Source organism: Acidimicrobiia bacterium, assembly GCA_035651955.1.
Lineage (GTDB): Bacteria > Actinomycetota > Acidimicrobiia > IMCC26256 > JAMXLJ01 > JAMXLJ01.
In genome coordinates, this window is record DASRES010000067.1 from 1 (window position 1) to 7524 (window position 7524).

Annotated in this window: 5 protein-coding genes; 1 reads left to right on the plus strand and 4 read right to left on the minus strand. The window is 72.0% G+C overall.

What is annotated here, in order from left to right:
• Window positions 1–120 precede the first annotated feature (120 nt).
• Window positions 121–2514 (minus strand): phosphoketolase family protein, encoded by a 2394-nt coding sequence (locus tag VFC33_14220; protein HZR14394.1) that lies wholly within the window; start codon window positions 2512–2514, stop codon window positions 121–123.
• A gap of 59 nt (window positions 2515–2573) precedes the next feature.
• Between VFC33_14220 and VFC33_14225 the strand changes: the two genes are divergently transcribed.
• Window positions 2574–3632, plus strand: coding sequence for a GGDEF domain-containing protein (locus tag VFC33_14225; protein ID HZR14395.1), 1059 nt, complete (start codon window positions 2574–2576; stop codon window positions 3630–3632).
• Between the two features lie 21 nt (window positions 3633–3653).
• Here the strand turns inward: VFC33_14225 and VFC33_14230 are convergent, their stop codons facing one another.
• The 3 genes from VFC33_14230 to VFC33_14240 all read right to left on the minus strand — a co-directional run.
• Window positions 3654–5105 (minus strand): CpsD/CapB family tyrosine-protein kinase, encoded by a 1452-nt coding sequence (locus VFC33_14230; GenBank protein HZR14396.1) that lies wholly within the window; start codon window positions 5103–5105, stop codon window positions 3654–3656.
• Window positions 5106–5183: 78 nt separating this feature from the next.
• The gene (locus tag VFC33_14235; GenBank protein HZR14397.1) at window positions 5184–5864 is read right to left on the minus strand and encodes a YcnI family protein; all 681 of its coding nucleotides are present in this window, start codon (window positions 5862–5864) and stop codon (window positions 5184–5186) included.
• Window positions 5865–5886: 22 nt separating this feature from the next.
• A partial coding sequence (locus tag VFC33_14240; GenBank protein ID HZR14398.1) for a CopD family protein occupies window positions 5887–7524 on the minus strand: 1638 nt, incomplete at its 5' end.

Consider the following 7524-nt stretch of genomic DNA (forward strand, 5'->3'; position numbering starts at 1 on the left):
GCAGTGTAAGGACGACCGCGGTCCACGCGCCAGGGACGTTTTTCCCCCTCCGTCGTGACGCACCTGACACTTGTGAGACGACGAGCGCGAACGTGCGCGCGACGAGCGTTCGGTTGCGTGTCAGTACGGCCAGGACCACTCCGCGATCTCGGGCATGTCCTCGCCGTAGGTGCGCGTCCACTGCCGCGCGCGCACGCGCGCGTCGAGCATGTCCTGACGCAGCCGCGCGGCGCGTTGGCCGAGTCCCGGGACGCGGTCGACGACGTCCATGACGATCCGGAACCGGTCGAGATCGTTGAGGAGGACCATGTCGAACGGCGTGGTCGTCGTCCCCTCGTCCTTGTAGCCGCGGACGTGGAGGTTGTCGTGGCCCGCCCGCCGGTACGTCAGGCGGTGGATGATCCACGGGTAGCCGTGGTAGGCGAAGATCACGGGCTTGTCGGTCGTGAACACCGTGTCGTACTCGCGCTCGGACATCCCGTGCGGGTGCTCGGTCTCGGGCGCGAGGCGCATGAGATCGACGACGTTGACCACGCGCACCTTCACGTCCGGGAGGTGGCGACGCAGCAGGTCGGTCGCGGCCATCACCTCGAGCGTCGGGACGTCCCCGGCCGCGGCGAGGACGACGTCGGGGTCGCCGTCGGTGTCGTTGCTCGCGAACTCCCAGATGCCGACGCCACGCGTGCAGTGCAGGATCGCTTCCTCGATGCTCAGCCAGTCGAGCGACGGGTACTTCTGCGCGACGACGACGTTGACGTAGTCACGGCTGCGCAGACAGTGGTCGGCGATGGACAGCAGGCAGTTCGTGTCGGGCGCGAGGTAGACGCGCACGACCTCGGGCTTCTTGTTCGCGACGAGGTCGATGAACCCCGGGTCCTGGTGCGTGAACCCGTTGTGGTCCTGGCGCCACACGTGGGACGTCAGGAGGTAGTTCAGCGACGCGATCGGCCGCCGCCAGCTCAAGGTGCGGCACACCTGCAGCCACTTCGCGTGCTGGTTGAACATCGAGTCGACGATGTGGGTGAACGCCTCGTAGCACGAGAACAGGCCGTGGCGTCCGGTGAGCAGGTACCCCTCGAGCCATCCCTGGCACGTGTGCTCGCTGAGGATCTCCATCACGCGACCGTCGGGCGCGAGGTGCTCGTCGACGGGCAGGACCTCGGCCATCCACGTCTTGCCCGTCGCGTCGTACACGGCGTCGAGGCGGTTCGACGCCGTCTCGTCGGGACCGAACAGGCGGAAGTTGCGGTACGGCGCGTTGCGCGCGAACACGTCGCGCAAGAAGCACCCGAGGACGCGCGTGGGCTCCGAACGGGTCGTCCCCGGCTTCGACACGTCGACGGCGTAGTCGCGGAAGTCCGGGAGCGCGAGGTCGCGCAGCAGCAGGCCGCCGTTCGCGTGCGGGTTGTCGCACATCCGCCGCCGGCCGCGCGGCAGCCAGTCGACGATGTCGGCGCGCGGCCGGCCGTCGTCCTCGAAGAGCTCCTCGGGCCGGTAGCTGCGCATCCACTCCTCGAGGAGCGCGAGGTGCTCGGGGCGCGTGCGGACCTCGGCGAGCGGCACCTGGTGGGATCGCCACGTGCCCTCGACGGGCTCGCCGTCGACGACCTTCGGACCGGTCCACCCCTTCGGCGTGCGCAGCACGACCATCGGCCAGCGCGCCCGCGACGCGTCGCCACCGTTGCGCGCCCGTGACTGGATGTCGCGGATCTCGTCGACGACGTGGTCCAGCGTGGCCGCGAGCTGCTGGTGCACACGCGCGGGCTCGTCGCCCTCGACGAGGTAGGGCGTCCACCCGTATCCCTGCAGCAGTGCGGTCAGCTCGTCGTCGGTGATGCGGGCGAGGACGGTCGGGTTCGCGATCTTCCAGCCGTTGAGGTGGAGGATCGGCAGCACCGCGCCGTCCGTGACGGGGTCGAGGAACTTGTTCGCGTGCCACGAGGTCGCGAGCGGTCCGGTCTCGGCCTCGCCGTCGCCGACGACGCACGCGACGATCAGGTCGGGGTTGTCGAAGGCCGCGCCGAACGCGTGCGACAGCGAGTACCCGAGCTCGCCGCCCTCGTGGATCGAGCCCGGGGTCTCGGGCGCGACGTGGCTGGGGATGCCGCCCGGGAACGAGAACTGGCGGAACAGCTGCGCCATCCCCGGCTCGTCGCGGGTGATCGCGGTGTAGATCTCGCTGTAGGTGCCCTCGAGCCAGCAGTTCGCGACGATCGCCGGCCCACCGTGCCCGGGCCCGATCACGTACATCACGTCGAGGTCGCGGCGCACGATCTCGCGGTCGAGGTGGGCGTACAGCAGGTTGAGGCCCGGCGTCGTGCCCCAGTGGCCGAGCAGGCGGGGCTTGATGTGGGCCGGCTCGAGCGGCGTGCGCAGCAACGGGTTCGCGAGCAGGTAGATCTGCCCGACGGACAGGTAGTTCGCCGCCCGCCAGTAGGCGTCGATGCGGGCCAGCTCGTCGGGTGCGAGCGGTGACTCCTCGATGGACCTCACGACCGCCCAGTCTTCCCCCATCGCTCAGGTCGTGACGCCGCGAGCCGATCGGTACCGGACAGGCCGGACGCGGGGCAGATGTGAACGCGCAGCTCGACGCCGACTTCTGGAAGCGCCACATCGATCTCGGCCTCGTGCTGTACGGCGTGTCGATCGCGTGCAGCCTGGCGTACCTGGTCGTCGTGCCCGGGCCGAGCCGGCACATCCTGTACGGCATGGCGGGCGTGGCGCTCGCCTCGGTGCTCGTCGTCGTCGCCCTGCCCCGTGACGCGATCGTCGCGTCGCCGCGGCGACTCGTCTTCTTCTACACGTGGACGGTCTTCAGCATCGCGTTCGTCCTCGCGGTCACCGCCCTCGACGGTGGCGCGCGGAGTCCGCTCGCGCTCCTGCTGCTGTTCGCGGTCGTGTACTGCGCGCTCGCATACCCGCCCTACGCGGTGGTGTGCGCGACCGCGCTCGCAACGATCGGCTATCTCGTCGTCGCGGTGCTCGAAGGTCACACCGAGCCCGGCCGCCCGCTGATGATGGTCGTCGTGCTGACGGGTGTCGGGGCGGTCTCCGCGGCGGCGGCCGCCGCACGCGAGCGCGTCCGGCGCACGCTGGACCGGCTCGCGACGTACGACGGCCTCACCGGCTGCCTGACCCATCGCGCCTTCCACGACCGCGTGACCGTCGAGGTGGCACGGGCCGTGCGGCACGGCCACGTCGTCGCGCTCGTGATCGTGGACCTCGACCACTTCAAGGCCGTGAACGACGCCAACGGCCACCTCGCCGGAGACGAGATGCTGCGCCGGGTCGGCGAGGTGCTCGGGCGCGAGCTGCGGGGCAGCGACGCGGTCGGGCGCGTCGGCGGTGACGAGTTCGCGCTCCTGCTGCCCGAGACCGACGCCCGCGGCGCGGTCGCGCTGGCGCAGCAGCGTCTCGCCGACCTCGCCGCGGACGGCATCGGCGCGACGTTCGGCGTCGCGCAGAGCTGCGGCCGGTCGACGTGCCCGACGACGGGCGGTCCGTCGGCGGCCGACGACACGCGCCTGCTGGTCGCGGCCGCGGACCGCGCGCTCTACGAGGCCAAACGCGCAGGACGTGGCCGCGTCCTCGCGGCGTCGTGCGCGTGCGAGGCGACCGTCGCGACGGCGTGACGCGTCCCGGGTCCCCGGGAGCTACGCCGTCTGATGACGGGCGAGCGGGCGCCGGATGGGCAGATCGACCAGCTGGCGCGACACGGGCGCGCGGTTCACGACCACACCCACGACGTTCGCGCCCGCGCGCCGCAGCGACTCGATGCTCGCGAGCACGGCGCGCTTGCGACTCGTCTTCATGTCGAGCACGAACAGCGCGGCGTCGCACTGCGACGCGATCGTCAGCGTGTCGGCCAGCGCCTCCGCCGGTGGCGTGTCCACGACGACGAGGCGCATCGTGCGCAGGTCGTCGAGCACCTGACGGAAGGCGCGCGCGCCGAGCAGGCCCGACGGGTCACCGACCGCCACGCCGCTGGGGAGCACACGCAGCGAGCTGCCACCGGGTGCGCGGCGGAGCGCGCTCGCGATGTCCGCGCCTTCGAGCACGGCGACGAGGCCGGGCGCGCGCTCGATGCCGAGACGCTCGTGCACCGCCGGACGGCGGAGGTCGGCGTCGACGAGCACGACCCGGTCGTCGAGCGACGCCATCGCCTCGGCGAGGTGCACGGCGACGAACGTCTTCCCGGCGTCGGGGCTCGCGCTGACGATCGCGACCGTGCGCGGCCGTCCCGCGCCCTCGAGGAACATGAGGTTCGTCCGCAGCACGCGGAATGCCTCGAGCGTCGCGGCGTCCGAACCCCTCGGGATGCGCGCGAGCACAGGCAGACCGAGGTCGCGCGTCACGGTCTCCTCGTCCGTGCCCGAGAACCGGTCGCGGCGCGTGTCGCGCACCACGAACAGCTCGGACGCGAGGAGGAACGCGAGCACGAAGGCGAACAGCGCGTCACGCGCCGGCTTCGGTGAGACGCGCTGCGGGCCCGCGATCGCGGGCGTGAGCACCTCCATCGCGTCCGACGCGAGCGAGGTGCGTCCCGCGCGTGACGCCACGGCCGCGTCGAGCTGGCTGGTGAGGCGGCGCCGCGCGGGATCGCCGGGCGAGAGCGCCGCGAGCTGCCGGGTGAGGCGGGCGATGTCCGAGTCGACGGAGGCGAGGTCGGACTGCACCGTCCCTGCCTGCTGCGCCCTGACCGCGGCGACGAGCGCGTTCGTCTCGCCCTGCACCAGCGCGCCGGCGTCCCTCGGTGAGGGCCCCGTCCCCGTGATGAGCATCACGCCGAGGCCGAGCCCGGCGACGATGTGGATGCGCTTCTTCGCCGCGGCGAGGTCGATCCGCAGGTTCGACCGTCTGATCGCGTCGCTCAACACGTCGTCGGACCCGGCGAGCTGCGCGTACGTGGTCGTGACGGTGTCGAGCGCGGTCGGGTCGGCGACGTTCGCGATCGACGCGGCGTCGACGCGTACGAGCGACGCCGCGCCGTACTGCGCGGGCCGTCCGACGCGCACGAAGTACGTGACGACCGCCGCCGCGATCGCGACGATGAGCGCCTTCCACCAGTTCTCGAGGATCGTCCGGAAGTGCTGGGCGACGTCCACCGACGGCCATCCTACGGGCGCGCGGAGCGCGGCCCGGGGCGCGCCCATTCGGCGAGGTCGGGCTAGCGCGAGGTCGGGCTAGGTGGTGCGACGGCGCGTCAGCAGCGTGATGCCGGCCGCGACGACACCGAGCGCGCCGAGCACGATGCCGACGATCGCGAGCGCGCGTGCGGTCCCGTCACTGGTGCTCGCGGACGACGCGGCGGTCGTCGCGCTCGCGGGCAGCTCCTGCGCCGAGCCCTTCACGAGCGTGACGACGGGTGCGGGGTTGTCCGGCTCGGGTCCGCCCTTCGGGGTGTCCTGGATCCAGCGGACGACCTGCCCGTTGCTGTACGTCTGCAGCGCCTTGAACTCGATCTGGTCCGCGGCGGGCAACGGGCCGGCCGAGATCGTGAAGCGCTGGAACTCACCCGGCTTGATGGTCCCGCCCGACCAGGTCACCTCGGAGACCGCCTGGGTCACCGGGCCGTCGTCGGTCTGGACCGGCTTCGGCAGCTTCGTCGTCACCACCGTGTCCGTCCACCCGGGGACGGGCTCGACCGAGACCGACGGGATGGGGTGATCGGTCGGCATGAACAGCTGGACCTGGACGGTGTTCGCGTCGGCCATCTCGTTCGGGACGGAGAACGACAACGTGGCGTCCTGCCCGACGACGGCCTGGTCCGGTGACACGGTCACGTGCGCGGACGCGGGCACGGCCCACGCGAGCACGACGGCGACCGCGAGGAGGACCGGAACGAGTGGACGGATGCGACGCAACCCTCTGCTCCTCGTCGGATGATCAGTGAATCGGGACGTTCAGGGTGAACGTCGATTCCTCGGTGTCGCTGATGAGCGCGGACACCGACACCTGCCACGTCCCCGGGAAGGGGACGCGGAACGCGTACGACGCATAGTGGCCGGGACCGAGCCGCAACAGCGGGACCGCGATCGGCGCGATGCCCTTGCCCGGCTCCGAGAACGTCACGGTGTACTTGATGACGTCGGCCGGCCCACCGTTCACGGTCACCGCGGTCAGGTGGACGTCGTTGGGTCCCGCCTTCGCCGGCGTCACCTCGATGTCGTAGAAGCGACCGGACTGCTCGACGGTCTTGAAGTACGGCAGGCTCGCCGCGGTGTACGCGGGCGGCGCGTTGACGAGCAGCGCGGTCACCGCGAGCACGAGGACCGCGGCGACGACCTCTACCGCGACGGACAGGCGCAGCCGGTGCACCTCGGCGCGCTCCTCGTCCTCCTCGGTCCAGTCGTCGTCCTCGTCGTCGCGGAGGTCCCCGTCGTCGCCGTCACGCCCGGTGCCGCCCGCGCCACCACCGCCGACGGTGACCGCGACGCGCTCGTCGTCGGGGACGAGGTCGGGCACGTACGGCTCACGGAGGCGGCGGTGCACGACGTCGCGGCTCAACGCGGCGGCCGCGACGACGACCACCACGAACGCGAGCTTCACGAGCAGCAGGCGCCCGTAGTCGGTCGACGTGAAGGCGTGCAGCGACCCGACCTGGCGCCACGCCTGGAACGACCCCGTCGCCACGATCGCCGCGATGCACCAGAACGCGACGCGCGAGAACCGCGGGACGACGCGTCGCAGCAGCGCGGGATCGGGGATCGGGAGCACGCATGACAGCAGCAGGGCCAGCCCGCCGAGCCAGACCGCCATGGCGCCCACGTGGACGACGTCGGCGGGGAGCGCGAGCCAGCGCCACCGCCCGGTCGACGCGTGACCGCCGAGACCGGGTGTGGCGACCATCGCGACCGCGATCACGACGGCGAGGGGGCGCCACCAGGCCGCGAGGGGAGGCGGGTCGGTCCGCTGACCGTCGGTGTCCGCGCGGACGAGCAGTTGCCGCAGGAGCACGACCGTCACGAGGAGGAGCACCGCGCGCAGGATCGTGACCTCGCCGAAGCGCGTGTGCCAGACGGCTCGCAGCTGCGTCGTGTGCAGCGCCGAGGACAGCGGGAGCCCGGCCGCGTACGCGCCCTGCAACGCGAACGCCGCGAGCGTCGACACGAACGCGACGATCCAGGCACCCCACACGATGCGCCCCGCGCGGCGCGAGGTCCGGCCCGACGGCCACGCGGTCACGACGAGCACGGCCGCGCCGACGAGCAACGCGAGCGAGGCGAACACCAGGAACCGCGCGATGCCGTACACGACGCCGACCGTCGTGCTGCCGCCCTGCGCCGTGAGCAACCGGCTCGCCAGGCTCGTGACGTCGCCCACCGACGGGTTGCCGACCGTGATCGTGAACGCGCCCTGGACGGGGTGCGAGTCGGCCGAGATGACGCGCCACGTCACGACGTACGAGCCGTCGCGCAGCTTCGGCACGTTCGCGGCGACCTCGCTCCCGATGCCCCGCGGGTGGTACGGCGCGCCGACCTCGATGCGGTTGCCACGCCCGTCGAACAGGCGGATCGCGCCGAT

What these genes read in the sequence shown, in the direction of transcription:
- VFC33_14220 (HZR14394.1), bottom strand. Translation starts at nt 2,514, where the DNA reads ATGGGGGAAGACTGGGCGGTCGTGAGGTCCATCGAGGAGTCACCGCTC.